3 protein-coding genes are annotated in these 1,900 nt (G+C 44.7%); all 3 read left to right on the top strand.

The genetic code is table 11. The annotated features are described in order from the left end of the window. On the top strand, window positions 1-849 hold an 849-nt coding region (locus B7X71_RS16080; RefSeq protein WP_293601471.1), incomplete at its 5' end, for a helix-hairpin-helix domain-containing protein. A 66-nt stretch (window positions 850-915) separates the two neighbouring features. Next, entirely contained in the window at window positions 916-1,674 is a 759-nt protein-coding gene (gene modA, locus B7X71_RS16075; protein ID WP_293601470.1) for a molybdate ABC transporter substrate-binding protein, read from the top strand. A 13-nt stretch (window positions 1,675-1,687) separates the two neighbouring features. Further along, window positions 1,688-1,900: helix-turn-helix domain-containing protein (locus B7X71_RS16070; protein WP_363927231.1), on the top strand; the 213-nt coding region annotated here is incomplete at its 3' end.

The following is a 1,900-nucleotide window of genomic DNA, read 5'->3' as shown; positions in this document are numbered from 1 at the left end:
GTAGATGTCAATACGGCATCAGCGCCTTTGCTGGCAAGGGTTTCAGGTTTGAGTAGCACGGTTGCCGAAGGTATTGTTTCTTATCGGGATAGCAACGGCGCCTTTCAGACTCGGGCAGATTTGCGGAGTGTGCCACGATTAGGTGACAAGACATTTGAGCAGGCAGCAGGTTTCTTGCGAATCATGAATGGTAAAGATCCATTAGATGCATCAGCAGTCCATCCAGAATCCTATCCCTTGGTTGAGAAAATACTCAAAGATATCAAGAAGGGCGTTAAAGAAGTGATTGGTGACGCAACTATTTTGAAAGGACTCAGTCCAGAAAAGTATGCCGATGAGAAGTTTGGAGTACCTACGGTCACAGACATCATCAAGGAGTTGGAAAAGCCGGGTCGTGATCCGAGGCCTGAGTTCACCACCGCCATATTTAAAGATGGCGTAGAAAAAATCAGCGACCTCAAAGCGGACATGATCCTGGAAGGGGTCGTAACTAACGTTGCAGCCTTTGGAGCATTTGTGGATATTGGTGTTCATCAAGATGGTCTGGTACATATCTCTGCATTAGCCAATACCTTTGTTAAAGATCCACATACCGTAGTTAAAGCAGGTCAGGTTGTGAAGGTCAAAGTGCTTGAGGTTGATGAAAAGCGTAAGCGGATTGCTTTGACGATGCGACTATCTGATGAAGCCCCTAAAGTGTCGGTAGGCGCAAAGCCTGAGCAAAGGGCAAATCGACCTGGAACCCCAAGAACTCCAGAAGCTAGAAGACCGCAGGAAGATAGAAGATCTGCGCCCCCAATGAATAACGCTATGGCAGATGCTTTACGTAAACTCAAGGGTGGCGGTTAGTAAGGGTTAATAAGCATTAGCAAGAAATCGTTACACTACAAGAATAGCGAGCATTGGAGAAATTGAATGAGCATAGCTAAAAGCTTCCTGTTGGGATTTTTGACTCTCTTTATCTCGACCTCTATTGCTCAAACTGCGCCAACAGTAGCTGCTGCCTCAGATCTCAAGTTTGCTGTCGAAGAAATTGCTGCCAACTATAAGACTGATAAAGGGCAAGACGTAAAACTGGTATTCGGCTCATCAGGTGTGCTGTGGCAACAAACCAAAAATGGCGCACCATTTAGCTTGCTGATGTCTGCTGATGAGGCTTATATAGACGACTTATCTAAACATGGTTTAACAGTTGATGATGGAACTCTGTATGCAATCGGCAGAATCGTTCTCTTGCAGAAAAAAGGTGGCTCAATGCAGCTCGGCACTGACAAAGACGCCCTAATGAAAGCAATTCAAGCGGCTAAGAAGATTGCTATAGCCAATCCAGATCACGCCCCTTATGGCAGAGCGGCAAAACAATACCTTATAAGTATCGGGGTCTGGGATTTGGCTCAGCCCAAGCTGGTATTTGGAGAAAATATTTCTCAAGCAACGATGTTTGCTTTAACTGGGTCGGCTGATTTTGCGATCTCCGCCTTATCTCTAGCTTCCTCGCCACAAATTCAAGCTCAATCCTCTTCTGTGCTGATACCGGATAACCTTCATAAGCCGCTGAAACAAAAGATGGCTTTGATTAAAAACTCTGCACCAAGTGCTAAAGAGTTCTATCTCTACCTACAAGAGCCTAAGTCCAAGCAAGTGATGAGGCGCTATGGTTTTCTTGCCCCGTAGTCATTAATTTGTAATATATTTCTATTATTATCGAATTCTGAAAAATATTGAAGCAATACAAGCATTCGTTGCCCTAGGGCAGGAGTCACGCTTAAACGTTTACCGCCTCATTGTGCAAAAGGGCGATACAGGTTTAATGCCATCACAAATTCATGAGATGTTGGGTATTCCGAATGCAACGCTTAGCTTCCATCTAAAAGAGCTCTATCAGGCCAATCTTATTACT

The sequence above is a fragment of the Polynucleobacter sp. 39-46-10 genome (assembly GCF_002282275.1).
This window is presented reverse-complemented; position numbering and strand designations above follow the sequence as displayed.